This window comes from Georhizobium profundi (assembly GCF_003952725.1).
Taxonomy (GTDB): Bacteria; Pseudomonadota; Alphaproteobacteria; order Rhizobiales; family Rhizobiaceae; genus Georhizobium; species Georhizobium profundi.
The window spans coordinates 1,354,416-1,373,642 of the sequence record NZ_CP032509.1; the positions used below are offsets into that span (position 1 = coordinate 1,354,416).

General features: G+C 63.1%; 19 protein-coding genes. 3 read left to right on the forward strand and 16 right to left on the reverse strand.

Going from position 1 to position 19,227, the window contains the following annotated elements; all coding sequences use genetic code 11:
* From D5400_RS06300 to D5400_RS06310, 3 genes are read right to left on the reverse strand one after another with little or no spacing between them, the layout of a single operon-like run.
* On the reverse strand, window positions 1–879 hold the full coding sequence (locus D5400_RS06300; protein WP_126008719.1) for an NAD(P)-dependent oxidoreductase: 879 nt from the start codon (window positions 877–879) through the stop codon (window positions 1–3).
* Between the two features lie 22 nt (window positions 880–901).
* Window positions 902–1,741 (reverse strand): alpha/beta hydrolase, encoded by an 840-nt coding sequence (locus D5400_RS06305; protein ID WP_126008721.1) that lies wholly within the window; start codon window positions 1,739–1,741, stop codon window positions 902–904.
* A complete protein-coding gene (locus D5400_RS06310; protein WP_245451451.1) occupies window positions 1,738–3,255 on the reverse strand; it encodes an NAD(P)H-hydrate dehydratase in 1,518 nt (505 codons plus the stop codon). The genes D5400_RS06305 and D5400_RS06310 overlap by 4 nt, the downstream gene beginning before the upstream one ends.
* Before the next feature lie 55 nt (window positions 3,256–3,310).
* Between D5400_RS06310 and D5400_RS06315 the strand changes: the two genes are divergently transcribed.
* Both D5400_RS06315 and D5400_RS06320 read left to right on the forward strand, forming a co-directional pair.
* Window positions 3,311–4,108: an HAD-IIB family hydrolase gene (locus tag D5400_RS06315; protein WP_126008722.1), complete on the forward strand. Its 798-nt coding sequence runs from the start codon at window positions 3,311–3,313 to the stop codon at window positions 4,106–4,108.
* Window positions 4,105–5,322, forward strand: a complete 1,218-nt coding sequence (locus D5400_RS06320) for a glycosyltransferase family protein (protein ID WP_126008724.1) — start codon at window positions 4,105–4,107, stop codon at window positions 5,320–5,322. The genes D5400_RS06315 and D5400_RS06320 overlap by 4 nt, the downstream gene beginning before the upstream one ends.
* A gap of 3 nt (window positions 5,323–5,325) precedes the next feature.
* Here the strand turns inward: D5400_RS06320 and D5400_RS06325 are convergent, their stop codons facing one another.
* The 8 genes from D5400_RS06325 to blh form a co-directional block, all read right to left on the reverse strand.
* A complete protein-coding gene (locus D5400_RS06325; protein ID WP_126008726.1) occupies window positions 5,326–7,077 on the reverse strand; it encodes a sugar phosphorylase in 1,752 nt (583 codons plus the stop codon).
* Between the two features lie 57 nt (window positions 7,078–7,134).
* On the reverse strand, window positions 7,135–8,328 hold the full coding sequence (locus D5400_RS06330) for an MFS transporter (protein WP_126008728.1): 1,194 nt from the start codon (window positions 8,326–8,328) through the stop codon (window positions 7,135–7,137).
* Window positions 8,329–8,347: 19 nt separating this feature from the next.
* The gene (locus tag D5400_RS06335) at window positions 8,348–9,583 is read right to left on the reverse strand and encodes a cation:proton antiporter (protein ID WP_126008730.1); all 1,236 of its coding nucleotides are present in this window, start codon (window positions 9,581–9,583) and stop codon (window positions 8,348–8,350) included.
* 87 nt (window positions 9,584–9,670) lie between these two features.
* Window positions 9,671–11,377 carry a SulP family inorganic anion transporter gene (locus D5400_RS06340; RefSeq protein ID WP_126008732.1) on the reverse strand — a complete coding sequence of 569 codons (1,707 nt, stop codon included), beginning with the start codon at window positions 11,375–11,377 and terminating at the stop codon, window positions 9,671–9,673.
* Window positions 11,378–11,410: 33 nt separating this feature from the next.
* Window positions 11,411–11,839: a YeeE/YedE family protein gene (locus D5400_RS06345; protein WP_126008734.1), complete on the reverse strand. Its 429-nt coding sequence runs from the start codon at window positions 11,837–11,839 to the stop codon at window positions 11,411–11,413.
* Window positions 11,840–11,850: 11 nt separating this feature from the next.
* A complete protein-coding gene (locus D5400_RS06350; RefSeq protein WP_126008736.1) occupies window positions 11,851–12,273 on the reverse strand; it encodes a YeeE/YedE family protein in 423 nt (140 codons plus the stop codon).
* Window positions 12,274–12,324: 51 nt separating this feature from the next.
* The gene (locus tag D5400_RS06355) at window positions 12,325–12,642 is read right to left on the reverse strand and encodes an ArsR/SmtB family transcription factor (protein WP_126008738.1); all 318 of its coding nucleotides are present in this window, start codon (window positions 12,640–12,642) and stop codon (window positions 12,325–12,327) included.
* Window positions 12,639–13,949: a bifunctional sulfur transferase/dioxygenase Blh gene (gene blh / locus D5400_RS06360; RefSeq protein ID WP_126008740.1), complete on the reverse strand. Its 1,311-nt coding sequence runs from the start codon at window positions 13,947–13,949 to the stop codon at window positions 12,639–12,641. The genes D5400_RS06355 and blh overlap by 4 nt, the downstream gene beginning before the upstream one ends.
* A 109-nt stretch (window positions 13,950–14,058) precedes the next feature.
* Between blh and D5400_RS06365 the strand changes: the two genes are divergently transcribed.
* Window positions 14,059–14,646, forward strand: a complete 588-nt coding sequence (locus D5400_RS06365; protein WP_126008742.1) for a GNAT family N-acetyltransferase — start codon at window positions 14,059–14,061, stop codon at window positions 14,644–14,646.
* 4 nt (window positions 14,647–14,650) lie between these two features.
* On the opposite strand, the gene D5400_RS06370 is transcribed toward D5400_RS06365, so the two are convergent.
* From D5400_RS06370 to D5400_RS06390, 5 genes are all read right to left on the reverse strand, one after another.
* Complete coding sequence (locus D5400_RS06370; RefSeq protein ID WP_126008744.1) at window positions 14,651–15,349, reverse strand: ABC transporter ATP-binding protein; 699 nt, start codon at window positions 15,347–15,349, stop codon at window positions 14,651–14,653.
* Window positions 15,342–16,085, reverse strand: a complete 744-nt coding sequence (locus D5400_RS06375; RefSeq protein WP_126008746.1) for an ABC transporter ATP-binding protein — start codon at window positions 16,083–16,085, stop codon at window positions 15,342–15,344. The genes D5400_RS06370 and D5400_RS06375 overlap by 8 nt, the downstream gene beginning before the upstream one ends.
* Window positions 16,078–17,082 carry a branched-chain amino acid ABC transporter permease gene (locus D5400_RS06380; RefSeq protein ID WP_126008748.1) on the reverse strand — a complete coding sequence of 335 codons (1,005 nt, stop codon included), beginning with the start codon at window positions 17,080–17,082 and terminating at the stop codon, window positions 16,078–16,080. The genes D5400_RS06375 and D5400_RS06380 overlap by 8 nt, the downstream gene beginning before the upstream one ends.
* Window positions 17,083–17,093: 11 nt before the next feature.
* A complete protein-coding gene (locus D5400_RS06385) occupies window positions 17,094–17,954 on the reverse strand; it encodes a branched-chain amino acid ABC transporter permease (protein ID WP_126008750.1) in 861 nt (286 codons plus the stop codon).
* Window positions 17,955–18,062: 108 nt separating this feature from the next.
* Window positions 18,063–19,226, reverse strand: coding sequence for an ABC transporter substrate-binding protein (locus D5400_RS06390; RefSeq protein ID WP_126008752.1), 1,164 nt, complete (start codon window positions 19,224–19,226; stop codon window positions 18,063–18,065).
* Window position 19,227: the final 1 nt, after the last annotated feature.

Here is a 19,227-nt window from a genome sequence, read left to right on the forward strand (position 1 = left end):
TCAGCGTTTGGTGCGGCCGATCAGCTCGAGATAGAGCGCCGCGTGATCGAGATCCGGTTCGTTCATCGTGTGGACAAGCGTCTCGTAGCGTTCGCGAATGCTCTCGGCGAGCGGCAACTCGATCGCGAGCGCATCCGCTTCCTTCACGATGTTGTTCATATCCTTCAGCTGGATCGAGGATTTGGCACCCGGCGTGAAGTCGCGGCTGTCCATGCGCCAGCCATGGAGCTGGAGGATCGCGGAATCGGCAAAGCCTCCCTTCAGCGCATCACGGAACGCTTCCGCGTTGCCGCCGCCGGACTGAACGAGCAGGGTCGCCTCGGCGACCGCACCGATCGTGATGCCGACGATCGCCTGGTTGGCGAGCTTGGCCAATTGGCCCGTGCCGGATGCACCTACGCGCACCGGCCGTCCCAGTGCCTTAAGAACGGGGGCGGCTTCATCGAAGGTCGCTTCGCCGCCGCCGGCCATGATAGCGAGCGTTGCGGCTTCGGCGCCCTTCGTGCCGCCGCTGACCGGGGCATCGAGGTGGCGTAGTCCGAGCGCCTCGAGCCTTTCGGCATGGTCACGGGCTTCGGCCGGGGTGATCGAGCTCATGTCGATGAAAATCGCGCCGCTCTTCATGGACGCTGCCACGCCTTGGCCGAACAGAAGATCGGCAACGGCCTCGCCATTGCTGACGATGGCGATGACCATGTCGGCTTCTCTCACCGCGTCGGCGGCGCTGGCGGCGATCTCGGCGCCGAGCTTGCCGAGCGGCTCGGCTTTCTCCCTGCTTCGGTTCCAGACCGTCAGGCGGTGGCCGGCCTTGAGCAGGTTTTCGGCCATGGGCGCGCCCATGAGGCCTGTGCCCAGGAAGGCGATGTGTCGCGACGTCATGGTGAAATGCCCCGAAAGTCCGTCAGAAAGAAGTGAGAAGTGCCTGTGTCAATGGGCTGTCGCGCCGAGCAAGGCCATCGATGACATCGAAATGGTGCGTCGTTTCATCGACGTGAAACTTGGTCTCGACGCCGAAACCGTCCCAGAGTTCGGGCAGGATGCGGCTCTGGCGCAGAAATTCAGGCCGCTCCTTGCCACCCACCCAGGCGAGAAGGCGCGTGCCGGCAAGCGGGCGCAGGAGCGCCGGGCTTTCCCGATATGCCTCTTCCTCATCGATCGCGAGGATCGCGTTCATCTCGGTCAGCATCAGCGGGCGAAGATCGTGCACGCCCGAGATTGACACCACGTTGTTCACACGCTCCCGGACGGGTACGGCAAGCGGGGAATGCTCCGAAACCATGCGTGAGACGAGATGACCGCCGGCCGAGTGACCAGCAAGCCGGATCGGGCCAGCGACCCTATCGCTCGCCTTGACGATCGCTGCCGCGACCTCGCGGCCGATCCGCGTCAGCCGCGCCTCGGGTGCCAGCGTGTAGGACGGCATTGCCACGGCGAAGCCTCCATCGACCGCGCCACGTGCCAGATGCGACCAGAAGGATTTGTCGAAAGCTTTCCAGTAGCCGCCGTGGACGAAGACGACGAGGCCCTTTGGCGATCCGACCGGCAGGAAGAGATCCAACTTGTTGCGCGGCTCGGGGCCATAAGACATATCGATCTCAGCGCGACCGTCCTGTTGAAGCTCGGCGCGGAATTGAGCTGCCTCTGCCGCCCAGCGATCTGGATAGGCTTCTGCGCCGTCGATATAGGCACCGTTCGTATAGGCGTCGTCCCAATCGGTGATCGGGTATTCCGGTTTCGTCATGTGGTCCTCCCGATCCCGGCCGTTGTGCCGAGATCCTCGATCAAAGCGCCTACCGCCTGATGCAGGGCCTTGTCCAGATCGTCCGCCGTCAGTCCAGGTCCCGCGATTTGCCCTGCACGTCCGTGAAGCCACGCTGCAGCGCTCGTGGCTTCGAAGGGTGGCATGCGCTGTGCGAGCAGCCCGCCGATGATGCCGGCGAGCGTATCGCCGGAACCAGCCGTGGCGAGCCAGGGCGGTGCGTTCGTGTTCACCGCTGCGCGACCTTCGGGCTCGGCGATGACCGTGTCGCCGCCCTTCAGCAGAACCGTCGCGCCGCTGGCGACGGCGGCCCGCTCGGCGACGTCGATTTTCGAAAGGCTTTCGTTTTTCCCCAGATCTGGAAACAGCCGTGCGAACTCGCCGGAATGGGGTGTCATGACGACTGGCGCGCGACGCTCATGGATGCGCGTGAAAAGCGCCTGCGGATCATTCTTGAAGACCGTCAAGGCGTCGGCATCCAGCACCAGTGCGGCGCTGCTCTCTAATGCCGCCAGCACCAGATTACGGCTTGCATCGTCGATGCCGAGGCCCGGACCGATAACGACAGCATTCAGGCGCTCGTCTTCGAGCAAGGTTTTCAGATCGTCGGCATCATCGCAGCGGGCGAGCATGATGGCCGTGAGATGTGCGGCGTTCACCAGAAGAGCGCTGCCCGGCGAAGCCACGGTCACCAATCCGGCGCCCGCGCGCAGGCAGGCGGTTGCCGCAAGGCGCGCGGCACCCGTGCGGGTGGGGCCGCCGGACATGACGATGGCGTGGCCTCGTCCGTATTTGTGCCCTTCCGCCGAGGGAACCGGGTAGGCGGAAGCCCAGAGTTCACGGACATTTTCGAAGCGCCGGATGCCGAGCGTTTGAAGCACCGCGTCGTCGATGCCGATCTGCGCAATGCGGATTTCGCCGCAATGGGTACGGCCCGGGAAGAGAACGTGGCCCGGCTTTTTGCGGAAGAAAGTGACGGTGCGCGTCGCTTTGATCGCCGTCCCCCGCACCGTGCCGCTTCGACCATCGATGCCGCTCGGCAGGTCCACAGCCAGCACGGGGATACCGGATCGGTTGACGGCGTCGATCGTCGCGGCAGCTTCGCCCTCGACGGTGCGATCGAGACCGGCGCCGAAGAGCGCATCGATGACGATCCCGAAGCGGAACAGGTCAGCTGGCAATGCCGAGGATGTCTCACCCTGCCAATCGGCAAAAGCCAGTGCCGCATCGCCGCGCAGCCGCTCACGCCTGCCGATGAGAACGACGCGCACGGGCAGTCCCCGCAACCGCAGCACTTCCGCCGCCACGAAGCCGTCGCCACCATTGTTGCCGATGCCGGCCAGCACGAGTACACCGCGTTGCGCCGACGGAAACTTCAGCGCTGCCTCGGCGACAGCTTGCCCTGCCACGCGCATGAGATCGATGCCGGGCGTGCCCATCTCGATCGCCAGGCGGTCCGCTTCGCCCATTTCGCCTGGGGTCAGAAGTTCATGCATGGAATTTCAGAGGCTTGTCATTTGTGCAGAGCACAAAATCTGGTAGCTCAAGATCATGATCATCTTTTCCGATCTCGACGGGACGCTGCTCGATCACGCGACCTACTCCTTCGACGCAGCCCGGCCTGCGCTCGATGTCGTCAAGGCTAACGGCATCCCGCTCATTTTCGCAACCAGCAAGACGGCTGCCGAGATCGAGCCGCTGAGGGAAGCGACCGGCATTCACCTGCCCGCGATCGTCGAAAATGGCGCTGGCATCGCCTGGCCTGGCCATGCCGACGGACAGGAAGATGCATACCGACAGGTCCGCGCGGCGTTGGACAGGGTGCCGAAGCCGCTTCGCGCACTCTATCGCAGCTTCGGCGACATGGACGATGCCGAGGTGGCAGGGCGCACGGGCCTGTCGCTCGAGGGAGCCAGCCTTGCCCGTCGCCGGCTCTTTTCCGAGCCGGGGCTGTTTTCCGGCAGCGCTGAAGAGCGCGCCGCTTTTCTGGATGCACTCAAGGCGGAAGGCTTGTCCGCGGTGCAGGGAGGACGTTTTCTCACGATCTCGGCCGGCGCGAGCAAGGCCGATCGCATGACGGAGATCGTCGCCTGGCACGAAGCTGAAACAGGGCGAGCAGGCAGGCCGACGCTCGCGCTCGGCGATGCGGCCAACGACATCGCAATGCTCGAGGCAGCCGACTACGGCGTGGTCGTCGCAAACAGGGCGCACCCGCCGCTTGCGCCGTTGGCAGGCGAGCATGCAGGTCGGATCAGCCGTACCGAAAAAGAAGGTCCGGCCGGATGGAACGAGGCGGTGCTCTCGTTCATTCGGCGCGTCGGAGCGATCGAGAAGGGGACAGCACAATGACCGATTTTCACCAGACAGGCGCGATTGCGACCCTGCACAATCTCACGCGCCGGCCGGTCGAGGAGATGGAGCGCGAACTCGTCGCCTTCAGCGAAAACAGGCCGATCTCGTTGATCCTGCCTTCGCTCTATTCGGAACTCGAAGGCGAGGCGCTGCCGCTGATCCTCGATCACCTGACGAAGGTGCCGTATCTGAAGGAAATCATCATCGGCCTCGATCGGGCGAGCGAAACGGAGTTCCACAAAGCCAAGGAGTTCTTCGGTCGCCTGCCACAGCACCATCGCATTTTATGGAACGACGGGCCGCGGTTGACGGCGATCCACGACAAGCTGATGGACTATGGCGTCGCGCCAACCGAATTGGGCAAGGGGCGCAACGTCTGGTACTGCATGGGCTACGCGCTGGCATCCGGGCGATCGGATGTTGTGGCGCTGCACGATTGCGACATCGTCACCTACCACCGCGAGCTGCTCGCGCGCCTGGTCTATCCCGTTGCCAATCCGCGCTTCGGCTATGTCTTTGCCAAGGGCTTCTATTCCCGCATCGCCGACGGCAAGCTCAACGGGCGCGTGTCGCGCCTGCTGGTCGGACCGCTGCTCGATGCTTTGGAAAAGACCATCGGACCCCAGCAATACATCGATTATCTGGCTGCCTTCCGCTATCCGCTCTCCGGCGAGTTCGCGATGCGCATGGCGACCATTCCGGATATCCGTATTCCGACCGATTGGGGCTTGGAAATCGGGGTGCTGTCGGAGATGCGCCGCAATGCCAGCCAGCGCTCCATCTGCCAGGTTGATATCGCGGACGTCTACGACCACAAGCACCAGGACCTGTCGCAGGACGATGCGGAAAAAGGCCTTTCGCGTATGTCGATCGACATCACCAAGGCCGTGTTCCGCAAGCTCGCGACGGAAGGCGTTACCTTCACCTCCGGCACGTTCCGCTCGGTCAAGGCCACCTATTACCGGGCGGCGCTCGACATGATCGAGAGTTATCACGCCGACGCGGTGATGAACGGCCTCCGGCTCGATCGCCACCGGGAAGAGCAGGCTGTGGAGCTCTTTGCCGGCAACATCATGAAGGCCGGCGAGATGTTCCTCGAAAATCCGATGGAGACGCCGGTGATCCCCAATTGGCGGCGGGTCAATTCAGCCGCGCCAGGCATTCTCGATGATCTGCGCGATGCGGTGGAGGCCGACAACCGCGGCAGTTAAGCGTTAAGCGGTTCGGTTGGCGAGCCAGACGCACTGATAGGGGTGAAGCTCGATGGCGGTGCCGATTTCGGCATCGATCTCGTTGCCGCTCAAAAGATCCGTCCAGGTCTCGCCCTTGATCAGGTTCAGGCTAACGAGAGGCAGCGTGATTGCACGATCCGTCACGTTGTGGATGGCGAAGATCGACTGTTCCCGGTCGATGCTCTGGCGCCAGACGCCGAAGAGGCCTTCGCCCAGTTGCAGCGTGAACTGCGTCGCATTGGGATGAAACGCCTTCTGGGCGGTGCGGATGTCGATCTGGCGCTTCAGTTCGCCAAGGACGATGGCCTGCTCGCTTTCGGCGTCCGCAAGGCGCTCTTTCAAAGCATCGTAGTCCCATTGGTGGCGGTTGAGCGACCGGTTGTGGCCTGTGCGCGCGCGCCGATCGTGGTCGTTGGGGGTGGCGAGCAGGCTGTGGATATAGAAGGCGGGCATGCCTTCGAGCGCCATCATGATCGTCTGCGAGCACAGGAAGCGCTCGCGGCGCCATTCGTCCGGCGTGCCGTCGATCTTGCCCTGGAAGGCGTCGAATAGCGCAATGTTCATCTCGTAAGGCCGGTAGGTGCCGTCCGGCATGGCGCGCAGAGACACCGCGCCGCCGAATGCTTCCACGGCGGCGATCATCATGGCGATCTCCTCGTTGGGCAGAAGGCCCTCGGCTGGCCGCAGACCAATGCCGTCATGGGATGCGACGAAATTGAAATAGAAGCAGCCGGCAGGCGCCGGCGGCATCGTCATCTGCCAGCGGTTGAGCGCTGTCGCGTCGCCCGAGAGAAGCGCGTGAACGACAAGGGGCGGAAAAGAGAAATTATAGACCGCATGGGCCTCGTTGCGGTTCCCGAAATAGGAGAGGTTCTCCATGTTCGGAACGTTGGTTTCCGTAATCAGAAGCAGCGGCACCTCGGCGTAGTCGGCGAGCGTGCGCATCAGCCGGACGATCTCGTGCGTCTGGGGCAGGTGGATGCAGTTGGTGCCGATCTCCTTCCAGACGAAGGCGACGGCGTCGAGCCGGATCGTGCGGACGCCGCGATCGATGTGAAAGCGCATGATGCGCAGAAACTCGATCAACATCTCCGGATTGGCGAAATTCAGATCGACCTGGTCTTCGGAGAAGGTACACCAGACGTGTCGCTCGCCATGCGCCGTTTCCACCTTCCGCAGAAGCGGATGCGGACGTGGACGCACGACGGCGGAAAGATCGGTCGCGGGGTCGACTTCGACGAAGAAGCCGCTACCGGGCTCCTCGCCGCGCAGATACTGCTTGAACCAGAGCGATGCAGAGGAAACGTGGTTCAGCACCAGATCGGCCATCAACCGGTAGCGCCGGCCAAGCCTCTGGAGGTGCTTCCAGTCGCCGACATCGGGGTTGACGCTGTAATAGTCCACGACGGCAAAACCATCGTCGGATGTGTAGGGGAAGAACGGCAACACGTGGACGCTGTTCACGCTGCCATCGAGATGCGTATCGAGAAAATCATGCAGCAGCGCGACGGGGGCGGTCTTCTCGTCGATCAGCGAATTGCCATAGGCGATCAGAACGGTGTCGCGCTCGCTCCAGGGCGGCTGGTTGGTCAGACGGCCTTTGCTGCGCGGCTTGGCCTTCCCGCTTTCGGGCCAGAAGGCCGCAATCATCGCATCGGTCAGAGCAGCGCTGTCGCGCTCCGGGTAGATGAAGGCGAGATGGCTTTCCAGGCGCGAACGGAGAAATGAGGGCATCGAACAAACTTACCGCGCTGCAACAGCAAAACTCAATGGGTTAAGCAGGAACGTGGCTCAAGTGCGGCGGGGCGCCATACGGCGCGTCGCGAGATAGACGCAGACGCCACCGGCAATGGCGGCAAGCAGGATGATGATCAGCACGGTGTCGTAGCCACCGAATTCCCAGACCAGCGATCCGAAAAACGGCGCAACCGCAATGCCGAGCAGGTAGGGCGCCGCGAGCGCGCCGGCGACCGCGCCGAAATTGGTCGCGCCCATGGATTCGCGCGTGATGGCAGGCTTTGCGATGCTCATGACGCCGAAGCAGGCGCCCTGCAGCAGCACGAACCCCGCCACGAACGGGGGAACCGCTGCGGCGGCGATCAGGGCCAGCGTCGCGAGCGTGATGCCGCTGAAGCAGGCGAGCACGATCGCCCTGTTGGATGTTCGATGGGCGGTCAACATCATTGCGATCCGACCGACGACCTGCATCGGCCCGATCATGGATGCCGCAAATACTGCGCTCGACGCATCGAAGCCGCGTTCGCGCAAAAGCGGCAGAATATGGTTCAGGATTACCCCGTGATTGATGGCGATCAGCGTGAAGCCGGCAGCCAGCAGCCAGAAGGTTGCGCTGCGAAGATGCGCGCTCCCATGATGGAGCCCTTCAGGTGCGCTGGAGGTCGTCGTGCGGCGGAAGCCGGTTTCGAAATGGCGCGCGCCGAGCCACATGAGCGGTGCGGCGATGAGGATGATCAATCCGGCATAGGTCATGGCAGCCACCCGCCACGACGCGGCCTCCGACACATAGTGGCCGAGCGGAAACGACAGCGTGCCAGCGAAGCCCGCAACAAGCGTAACCAGCGTGATTGCGCGTGTTGCCGTCGGCCCGATCGCCCGGGTCATGAACGCGAAGGTCGGTTCATAAAGGCCGCCGCCCATTGCAATGCCGATCACCGCCCAGGCCAGGTAGAACTGCCAGAGCGTTTGCACCTGCGACAGCGTGAGCATCGTCAAGCCGCCAAGCAGAATGCTGCCGGTGAGCACGAGGGGGCCGATGCCTCTGTCGATCAGCCGGCCGACCAGGGGCGACACCAGCGCCGAGGCGACGATGGCGAGGGTAAGCGCGCCGGTCAGCGCCGGCTTCGACCAGCCGAAGTCGGCTTCGAAATGCACGAAAAGCGCTGGAAACGCATAGAACGTGCCGCACCAGATCAGTGTTTGGGCAACGGCGATGGCGGCGATCGCCCATGTGTCAGTGCGGTGCATAGGGTATCCGTCTCATCGGTCAGGCGGTCGTGTCTGTGTAGCGCTTGACGACGATGCCGGCCGTGAAACCATGCACGATCGATGACAGGACGATGACAAGTGCCGTCGCCGCCCACAATTTTTCCATGTCGGCGAAGGCTGCGTGCCCACCGGCAAAGGCCATGTAATAGATCGAACCGACACCGCGCACGCCGAAAAAGGCAACGTCGTTTCGCGCCTGGCCGCCGAGCGAGGTGCCCACGAGCGACAGCCATGCAATGACCGGGCGGATCACGAAGATCAGGAGAGCGGCCAGCGTTGCAAGGCGCCAGTCGATCAGCGGCAGGAGATCGAGGAACACGCCACCCAGCATGAACAGCATGACGGCGGTCAGCGCGTATTCCAAAGGCTCGATGAAGTCGTGGAGCTTGCGATGATAGACGTTCTCCGGCTCGTAGCGCCGGATCGTCAGACCCGCGACGAAGACGGCGACGAAGCCATAGCCCTCCACCAGTTCGGTCGTGCCGTAGCACAGGATAACGGCGGCAAAGGCGATGACGCCAGCGCCGGACTTGGCGATCGGGTTATGGCTCGGGATGGAAAAGACGATGCGTGAGAGGATGTAACCGGTGACGAAGCCGCCGGCGATGCCCATGGCGATGCGGTAGACGACATCGCGCAACAGCCATTCGAGCCCCCACTCAGCGGGTACGAAACCCTGCGCCGCAACGATGATGGCCAGATACACGAAGGGGAAGGCGAGCCCGTCATTGAGCCCGGCCTCGGTCGTCAGCGCAAGGCGCACCGGATGCTCGTTTCCCCGCTGCGGCGGGCCGACCTGGAGGTCGCCGGCCAGGACCGGATCGGTCGGCGACAGCGCGGCTCCGAGCAGGATCGCACCGGCGATCGACAGGCCGGCGAAGGCCCAGCCGGTCAAGGCAACAGCCGCAATCGTCAAAGGCATGGCGATGAGCAGCAGGCGCATGGTCGGCGTCAGCAACTGCCGGTTGAAGCGCGTATCGATCCGAATGCCAGCGCCGAAAAGCGCCACGATAACGGCAAATTCGCTGGCAATCTCCCACAGATACCCATCCTCGATCGGGTGCAGGATGTCTGGCATGCCAGGAAAGAAGGTGTAGGCAACGAGCCCCGATGCGATCAGCAGGGCGGAGGCGGCCGGCTCCCAGCCGGGGATGAAGCGGGGGAACCAATAGGAGTTGACGACGCTCGCGCCGATTACGAGAAGCAGGACATGGTAGCTGCTGAAATCGAACATGCATATCCAGGGCGGCGGTTGCCTGGTGGAATCGTGCCGCTTGTCCTGTCTATAGCGTCTCTCCGCGCGCGATGACGACGCCTTTTCTCAATCGGTCGCACGCATCGCGGCGAATTGCGAGAGATGAACGCCGCCCGTCAGATGTGCGAGAAATTGCGTGGTCCGCAACCGGTCCATCACTGGCCCCTTCACCTCGCTCAGATGCAGGCGAATACCGGAATCCTTCAGTCGCTGATTGATCTCTTCGAGGCTTTCCAGCGCGCTTGAATCGATGGCGTTTACGGCCGAGCACATGAGGATGACGTGGCGCAGCGCTGGCCGTTCGGCGACAAGTTCGGCGATGCGGTCTTCGAGGAAACGGCTGTTGGCGAAATAGAGGCTCTCATCCACCCGCACCGTAAGCACATGGGGCACTGTCTGCACCTGATGGCGGTCGACGTTGCGGAAATGCTCGGTGCCCTCGACATTGCCGACGATTGCGATGTGTGGGCGGCTCGTACGGTGCAAATGCAGGACGAGCGAAAGGACGACGCCGAGCACCACGCCAGGCTCGACGCCGAGCAGCAGCGTGCCAATGATCGTGGCAGCCATGGCGGCGAAATCGGTTCTCGAATAGGCCCAAAGCCGCCACAGCGCACCGAAATCCACGAGTGAGAGCACGGCGACGATGATCGTGGCCGCCAGCGTGGCGCGGGGCAGATCTGCGAGAAACGGTGTGAGGAACAGCGTCGCCAACGCGATGCCGAGCGCGGTGAAAAGACCGGCAGCGGGCGTCTGCGCGCCTGCATCGAAGTTGACGACGGACCGGGCAAAGCCGCCTGTCACAGGGTAGCCGGCCGAGAGGCCCGAGGCGATGTTGGCGGCGCCAAGCCCGATCAGTTCCTGGTCCGGAACGATGCGCTGGCGGCGCTTGGAGGCGAGCGTCTGTGCAACCGAAATGGATTCGACGAAGCCGATCAGACTGATCAGCAGCGCCGGAACGAAGAGTGCCTGCACGACGCCGAGATCGATTACGGGCCAGCCGGGGACCGGCAGACCTTGCGGGATTTCGCCGACGAGGGCGATGCCACGTGCACCGAGATCGAGAAGCTTCACGGCAACGACGGTGACCAGAATAGCGAAAACCGGACCTGCCTTCGCGATCATGTCGGCCGGGCGCGAGCCGAGACCGAGGCGCATCAGCATGGCTTTGAGGCGCAGGCGGATGGCGTAAAGGAAACCGAGCGTAAGCACGCCCAGAACAAGCGTCGGGACATTGATCGCCTGGGCGTTGGCAAACAGCGCAGTGCCGATTTCCGGCAGCGTGTCCCCGCGCACGGGAACGCCGAGGATCGTCCCGAACTGGCCGATGGCAATCAGCAAGCCCGATGCGGTGATGAAGCCGGAGATCACCGGATGGCTCAGGAAATTGGCGAGAAAGCCGAGGCGCAGGATTCCCATGACGAGCAGGATCGCGCCGGAGAGTAGCGCAAGGACGATCGCGGCCGTGAGATAGTCTGCCGTGCCTGCAGCCGCCACTTCGCCCACGGCCGACGCCGTCATGAGTGAGACGACGGCCACCGGGCCGACGGCAAGCGTGCGGCTTGTGCCGAAGACGGCGTAGGCGGCGAGCGGAAGGATCGATGCATAAAGCCCGACCTCCGGTGGCAGGCCCGCGAGCATGGCGTAAGCCAAAGACTGCGGAATCAGCATGATCGTCACGATGACCGCCGCCAGCAGATCGTCCGCAAAGGTCACGCGGCTATAGCTGCGGCCCCAGGTCAGGATCGGAAAATAGTGGTGGAGCGCGGCCATGGACCAGGTGCCTTTCGTTCGAAAATCAGCCGTTCAGGCCCTGCGCGGTTGCGGCAGGGCGCCGATCATGCGCGCGCCCCACATGCCGATCAGCATGGCCGGGACAAACGCCAACGTGCCAATCGCACCAAGACTGAGCGCGGTCAGTGCAGGACCTGGGCAGAAGCCGCCAAGGCCCCAGCCGATGCCGAAGATCGCCGGCCCGATGAGGATGCGGCTGTCGATGTCGGTGCGGGTCGGCAAATGGAAGCGATCGGCCAGAAGCGGCTTGTCGCGCTTCAGCACAAAGCGGTAGCCGATGAAGGCGACGATGACGGCGCCGCCCATGACGAAGGCGAGCGACGGATCCCAGGTGCCGAAGACATCAAGAAAATTAAGAACTTTCGCCGGGTCGGACATGCCGGAGATGACGAGGCCGACGCCGAAGAGCAGACCGATGACGAGATTGATGAGAATGGACATGGTGCTGTTCCTCAAAGGACGTGGCGCGTCGCGAACACCGTGACGAAGGCGGTGGCCATGAAGACGATTGTCGCAACGAGGGACCGGGCCGAAAGGCGCGAAAGGCCACAGACGCCGTGGCCGGAGGTGCAGCCATTGCCGTAGACCGAGCCGAAGCCGACCAGCAGGCCCGCCGCCACCATCAGGGCGACATTGGAGGACACGGTTTGCGTGACGGGTGCGCCGGTTGCGAACCCATAGGCGAGCGGTGCGGCGATCAAGCCGATCACAAAGGCGAGGCGGCTTCTAAAGCCAGCGTCCTCATAGGGCGGAAGCAGGCGGCCGGCGATGCCGCTGATGCCTGCGATACGTCCTTCAAAGGCCATCAGCAGCACAGCGGACAGGCCGATGAGCGCGCCGCCGGCAAGCGAGGCGAGGGGGGTGAATTCGGTCATGGTTCAAGATCCGATCGGGGCTAGGGCCAGGCCCCGGGCCAGGGGGAAGTGTCAGGGCTTTTCGCAGAACATGCGGTGCATCATCGCCACGAACTCCGCGACGCGCGCATCTGCGAGGCTGTAGAAAACGGATTTCGACTCCTTGCGGCCGGCGATGAGGCCGGCTTCGCGCAGTTCGGCGATTTGCTGGGAGAGGCCGGGCTGGCGAATGCCGAGTCCGTCCTCCAGTTCGCGCACGGAACGTTCGCCTTCAACGAGAGCGCAGACGATCATCAGCCGGTTGGGGTTGGAAAGCTTTTTCAGAAAGTCGGATGCTTCGCCGACATTCTTCAGCATGTCCTCGACGGCTGCGGTGGTGAGTTCGCTCATCCGTCGGTGTCCCATGGTGCGCCGCCGAGAGCATCGAGCGGCAGTTTGAGATAGCGCCGGCCATTGCTCTCCGGCTCGGGCAGGCGACCGCCATTCATGTTCACCTGCAGGGAATGCAGGATGAGTTTCGGCATCGGCAGGGTCTTGTCGCGCGCCTCGCGGATTGCGACGAACTCGGCCTCGGACTTCGCTTTCGAGATGTGCGTGTTCTTCGCCTTCTGCTCAGCGACGGTCGACTCCCAGAGCGGCTCGCGGCCGTCCGGCTGATAATCGTGGCCGGTGAAGATGCGCGTGTCGTCGGGAAGCGCCAGGATTGCCTGGATCGAGTTCCAGAGCCGAGAAGCGCTGCCGCCGGGAAAATCCGCGCGCGCCGTGCCGCTGTCCGGCATGAAAAGCGTATCATGCACGAAGGCGGCATCGCCGATCACGTAGGTGATCGAGGCAAGCGTGTGGCCGGGTGAGAACAGGATATTCCCGTCGATCCCGCCCAGCTTGAAGGTCTCGCCCTCGGCGAAGACCTTATCCCACTGCGACCCGTCGGCCGGGAAGTCCGGCCAGTTGTAGATGTCTTTCCAGAGCTTCTGGACCTCGACGACCTTCTCACCGATCGCCGTCGGCGCGCCGGTCTTTTCCTTCAGGTAGCGGGCGGCGGAGAAATGATCGGCGTGGGGATGCGTGTCGAGGATCCACTGAACCTTGAGCCCGTGCCTTTCCACATAGGCCAGGATCTTGTCGGCGTTCTGCGTGCCCGTCGCACCGGATTTTTCATCGAAATCCAGGACCGGATCGATGATGGCGCAATCCTTCGTCGCCGGATCGGAAACCACATACTGGATGGACGAAGTGCGCTTGTCGAAGAAGCCGGCCACATCCGGGCGTTGTTTCTTTGCTGCACGCTTGGTGAGCCACGCCTTGACGCTGCCGAGGTCGGCGCCGTGTTCGGCGGCAAGTGCATCAAGGTCGTCGAGCGTCATGCGGCCATCCAACACTTCGCCTGCTGCCCAGAGTCCGAGCGAACGGCCGCCGAGCCTGCAATGGGCGAGAACCGGCCCGTCAGCGCCCTCAAGTGCCTTCTGGAACTGGCGGACGCGGTCTTCCGTCACGACGCCCGGCGTCATGGGAATGTAGACGAAGTCCATATTGCGCGATGTTGCCGCTTTGCGCGCGGCTTCCAACGCCGGCTGGTCATCTGCCTCGCCCGAGACGCGATTGTTGATCACGCGGGTGACGCCTGCCTGCCGGGCGCGATCGAAGTCGGCCTCGCTGGGCTGGCCGGAAATCCATAGCTTGTCGGTGATCTTTTTCATGTCGTCATCTTTTCGATAGTGTCATAGGAGCCGGTGTCGGCTTGGTAGCGATTAAGTAATATCGATTGCAAAAAAATGCAATAGAAAATTTGCATGTGATGAGGCCGGGATGAGATTGGAGCTCCTCAGGGGATCGGCGATCGGCCCGCATGTGGCGGATCTTGCGCGATTGAGAACGACCGTCTTTCGTGCCTTTCCCTATCTCTATGAAGGCTCCGATGCCTATGAAGAGCGCTATCTCGCCACCTATGCCAGGTCAGCGGATAGCGTTTTCGTTCTCGCATTCGATGGCGAGCGGGTGGTCGGTGCGGCGACCGGCATGCCCATGGCCGACGAGACGAATGAGGTGCGGGCGCCCTTCCTCGATGCCGGATGGGACGTCGATCGCATCTTCTATTACGGCGAATCCGTGCTCTTGCCGGACTATCGCGGGCAGGGGATCGGCGTACGCTTCTTCGAGGAACGCGAGGCCCATGCGACGGGCCTCGGCCGGTTCGACTGGACGGTGTTCTGCGGGGTGATCCGACCAGAGGATCATCCGAACCGACCGGCCGATTACGTCCCGCTCGACGATTTCTGGTGCAGACGGGGCTATGCGCCGCTCACGGGTCTCGAGACGGCGTTCAGCTGGCGTGACATTGGCGATGATGCGGAAACGGCCAAACCCATGCGGTTTTGGGGCAAGCGGATCGGCTAGAGCTTCAAACGCCGAGCCACTTCTTCTGGACGGCCTTGTCGGCAATGATGTCTGCGGACGAACCTTTCCAGACGGTCTCGCCGCGGCCAATCACATGGACGTCGTCAGCAAGCTCCGTCGCAAATCCGAAATTCTGTTCCACCAGCACCATGGTCATGCCGGCGGCTTTTAGTTCCGAGAGCTTCTCGTGGATCTGGCGCACGATGATGGGCGCTAGGCCCTCCGTCGGTTCGTCGAGCAGAAGCAGTCGCGGGTTCATGAGCAGCGCGCGCGCAATCGACAGCATCTGCTGTTCGCCGCCCGAGAGTTCGTTCCCCCCGTTCGACAGGCGACGAGAGAGGTTCGGGAAGAAATCGAGCACCCGCTCCATGGTCCATTCGGCACTGGCCGGCGCCAGGCGCGTGGCGAGCTGCAGGTTTTCCTTGACCGTGAGGGATGGAAAGATGTCGCGCGTCTCGGGCACATAGGCGATGCCGCGACGGGCAATGTCGAATGTCCGCTCGCCGGCTATATCCTTGCCCTCGATCCGGATCGCGCCGCGCGTTGCCGGCAGGAGGCCCATGATGGCCTTCATGGTCGTCGTCTTGCCGGCGCCGTTGCGTCCGAGAATGGCAAGCACGCGCCCTGCGGTGGCACGGAGATTGAGGCCGTAGATGACCTGCGTTTCGCCGTAGCCGGTGTGGAGGTCGTCGATCTCAAGCATCCGCGCGCCCGCCCAGATAGATTTCGTTGACGAGGCTGCTGCCGCGCGTCTCGTCCGGCGTGCCTTCGAAGACGAGTTCGCCGTAATTGAGCACGCTGACGCGGTCCGCGACATCGAGCGCGAGATCCATATCGTGCTCGATGATCACCACCGTCAGGTCGCGGGGCAGCGTCTTCAGCAGGCGGTGAAAGCCGTGGATCATCTCTGGGCCGACGCCGGATGTCGGCTCGTCCATCAGAATGACGCTCGGATCGGTCGCCAGCGCAAGACCGACTTCGAGCTGCCGCCGTGCGCCATAGGAAACCGCATCGACCGGATGGTCCAGAAGTTCAGACAGCCCGACCTTAGCCGCTACATCGCGAACCTTGGCCAAAATATCGGTGTCGTTCAGCGTATCGCGCAGAAACCAACCCGATGCCCCGGATGCTGTTGCGACCGCCAGCGCCAAGTTCTCCTTGAGCGTCAGCTCGGTGAACAGGTTGTTCTTCTGGTAGGAGCGGGCAAGTCCGCGTTTTGCCCGCGCTTCCACCGTGTCGCCCGTCACATCGCGGCCATCGAGGTGGATCGTGCCGGCGGATGGCTTCAATTCGCCGACGAGGATGTTGAAGAGCGTGGTCTTGCCCGCGCCGTTGGGGCCGAGGATGACCCGGCGTTCGCCCTTCTCAACCAGGATCGTCACGTCATTGGTGACGTTGATCTGGCCGAAGGATTTCTTGAGGCCGCGTGCTTCAAGCATGGCTGGCATCCTTCTCGGCGGCGACTTCGAGCGCAGAAGCCTTGGGGGCTACCTTCTTGCGGCGTTCCAGCAGGTGTTCGATCTGGCCGTAGGCTCCGCGGTTGCCGAGCACGACGACGAGAATGAGGACGAGGCCGACGACCATGTGCCAGTAGCGGGTGACCTCGCTGACTTCGTGCTGGAGGAAGACGAAGAGCACGGCGCCAACGGCAGCGCCGACCAGGGTGCCAAGCCCGCCCAGGATGACGATGACGAGCGCTTCGCCGGACATCATCCAGCTCATCATTTCAGGCGAAACGAACATGGTTTGCTGCGCGGCGATCGTTCCAGCGAGGCCTGCCAGCGCCCCTGAAATGCCGAAGGCGAACGCCTTGTAGCGCAGTACCGGCAGACCAAGCGCGCGCATGCGCACCTCGTTGGAGCGGATGCCGACGAGCGTGCGGCCGAAGCCGGAGCGCATGATGAAGGCGGCGACAGCGTAGGACAGCGCCGCGAAAACGATGGCGAGAAGCGCGAATTGCAAGGAATCGTTCGTATCGATGCCGATCATCGACAGATCGAGGCGGGCGACGCCCGACATGCCGTCATCGCCGCCGAGCGCGCGATTCTCGAAGGTGTAGACATAGACCATCTGGCCGAAGGCGAGCGTCGTCATGATGAAGAAGATGCCGCTGGTGCGCGACGTGACGGCACCGACGAAGAGCCCGAACAACCCGCTTGCCGCTATGGCGGCAACCAGAGCGATGAAGGGCGAAACGCCCATCATGCCGGTCAGAACGGCGAAGACATAAGCACCGATGCCGAAGATGGCGCCGTGGCAGAGCGAAACCATGCCGCCATAGCCGGCCACCATGTCGAGGCTGATGGCCAGGATGACGAGATAGGCCGCCTCAATCACCAGTTCGCGGCCGTAAAAGCCTGCAAAGACGGTGTAGATCGCCATGCCGATGAAGAGTAGGAGGATGGTGACGGTTTTGGTGGTCGTCTGGTGAAACATGATGCCGCCCCTTACGCCTTCGCCGGAAACAGGCCGGCCGGCCGGAAGATCAGCACCGCCGCCAGCAGGGCGTAGATTGCGACTGATGCCAGTTGCGGCGCGAGCACGGCGCCGAAGGTCTGGATGAAGCCGACGAGCAACGAGCCCGCGATGGCGCCCTTGAGGCTGCCAAGGCCGCCGATGACCACGACGATCAGAACCGGGATCAGAAGCTGAGTGCCCATGCTCGGTGTCACTGAAAGCACCGGCGCCGCGACCGCTCCTGCAAGTCCAGCCAGCGCGCAGCCGATGCAGAAGACGATGAAAAACAGGCGCTCCACATTAATGCCGAGGCAGGCGGCCATCTGGTCGTTGTCGACGCCGGCGCGGATCATCGCGCCGATCTGGGTGCGCGAGAGCAGCAGCCAGAGGCCCGCCATGACGGTGAGGCCGAGGCCGATGATGAAGAGACGGTAGGTCGGGTAGGCAACGCCCAAGACTTCTGAGCGGCCCGTGAACAGCTGCGGCTCGGGGATCGACAGCGCGAGGTCGCCCCAGATGATGCGCGTGATGTCGAGAAGCACGAAGATGAGGCCGAAGGTGACGAGCACCTGGTTCATCGGCCCGGCTTTTCGCATGCGGCGGATGAGACCGAGATAGAGCACGACGCCGGCCAGCGCGACGGCGATCGGAGCCAGCAGAAACGCGCCCCAATACATGCCTGTCAGCGCGAAGGCCGACACGCCGACATAGGCGCCAAGCGCATAGAGCGCGCCATGGGCGAGATTGACGAAATGCATCAGCCCGAAGATGACGGTCAGCCCGATCGACAGGAGAAAGAGCAGCATCGACAGCTGGAGCCCGTTCAGGGCCTGCACGATCCAGAAATTCATGGCGTCCGCTTCGGTCCGGTAGGGATAAGGGTGGCGGGAACACGAGAGCTCCCGCCATTCATGCGATCGGTGTCGCGACGAGCGACGCCTCAGGCAACCGTTTGCGGCTTAAAGTTCGCAGCCGTTCGGTTCGTCGCGGACGGCTTCGACCGTATCGAGCAGTTCCTGCGTCAGCTTGCCGTCTTCGCCTTCGACGATGTCGTAGATATAGACGTTCTGGACGATGTTGTTGGTGGCCGGATCGATTTCGAGCGGACCGCGCGGACCTGTGTACTGCACGTCGCGCAGCGCTTCCTTGATGGACTCGCGATCCGTGGCGCCGGCCTTGACGGCTTCCACGAGCGCGCGGCCGGCGTCGTAACCCTGAACTGCGTATTCGGAGGGCAGGCGGTTCGCCTTGGCCTGGAAGGCTTCGACAAAGGCCTTGTTTTCCGGCGTATCGAGCGTCGGCAGGTAATGCAGCGACGTGATGACGCCCAGTGCTGCCGGACCTTCAGCGTCGAGATAGAGCTGCGACGTCAGGAAGCCTGAGCCATAAAGCGGCGTCTCGTCCTTGATGCCGAAGGAATCATACTGCTTGACGAAGTTGATCGCCTCGCCGCCGGCATAGAAGACGAAGATCGCGTCCGGATCGGCAGCCTGCGCCGTCGTCAGGTAAGGTCCGAAATCCTGTGTCTGGCCGAAGGGCGTGTAGTCCTGGCCGAGCACTTCGCCACCGGCGGCCTCGAAGGCCGTGACGAAGGCGCCGATGTGCTGGCGGCCGGCGGCGTAATCGGGAGCGAGTGTGTAGACGGTGCGCACGCCCTGATCATAGAGCCACTGGCCCATGGGGCGGTTGACCTGCGCATTCGAGAAGGACACGCGGGTGATGTAAGGGCTGCAATCGGCGCCGGTTGCTTCGTCGTTACCGGCGTTGGAAACGATCAGCGGCGTCTGCGACTGGTCGACGAAATCGCGGATGGCTGCCAGAACGCCCGATGAAACGAGGCCCGTCAAGACGTCGACTTCGTCCTGCAGAACGAGCTTGCGAGTGGCCGCGACGCCGACCTGCGGCGAGGCTTCGGTGTCCTCGCGGATGATGTTGAAGCGATCCGTCATGCCCGCTTCTTCGAGCGCCAGCACGAACCCTTGATCGATCTCTTCGCCGAGCGAGGCGTAGACGCCGACGTAGGGCAATATCATGCCGACATCGATAACGTCTTCCTGCGCCATTGCAGTCGTCGCGCTGAGTGCAAACGCGCCCGCCAATGCAGATTTTACTGTCAGATTCATG